Below are 503 nucleotides of genomic sequence, written 5' to 3' on the forward strand. Positions count from 1 at the left end.
GATTGTTTTATTGTCTTTTACACCGGATTTTTTAGCAATATCTAGATATTTCTTTAAATGTTCGTCTAATTCGTCGCGTTCGCCGTGAACATAATCTTTGGTCAATGCTTGGTATACATTCATTTAATCGTTCTATAAAATCGATCTAATGATTAACGTCGAATAGTCTTTAACGGTTCTTCTGACTGCATATTGAAAGGCTAACTGCGCATCGGCCGAATCATCGACACCAACAAGAATCCTATTAAAAACTTTATCTACTGGTTTTTCAGTCATTCTAGTATCCTTTCTTAGACAATTTATTCAGTTTTGTATCTGCCGCATCCACTTACAGAAATAGAATCATTTCTCGAGTTGTCGAAAAGATCTTAATCTTCGACACTAACGATTGAGTGATTTTTCAGTTGATAACGTTTATTACCCTTTAATATTTCAACGATTGTCCAGGCCAACAAGGCTACGATAGCGATAATTAAAGCATAGGCAATAAGATTGGCTAGAAA

Annotated in this window: 1 pseudogene; it reads right to left on the reverse strand. The window is 34.8% G+C overall.

Annotation, left to right across the window (positions count from 1 at the left end):
• Positions 1 to 276, reverse strand: a pseudogene (locus KH893_RS11760) (universal stress protein); the annotation flags it as partial.
• Positions 277 to 503 lie beyond the last annotated feature (227 nt).

The sequence above is a fragment of the Liquorilactobacillus sicerae genome (genome assembly GCF_029916425.1).
Classification (GTDB): Bacteria; Bacillota; Bacilli; order Lactobacillales; family Lactobacillaceae; genus Liquorilactobacillus; species Liquorilactobacillus sicerae.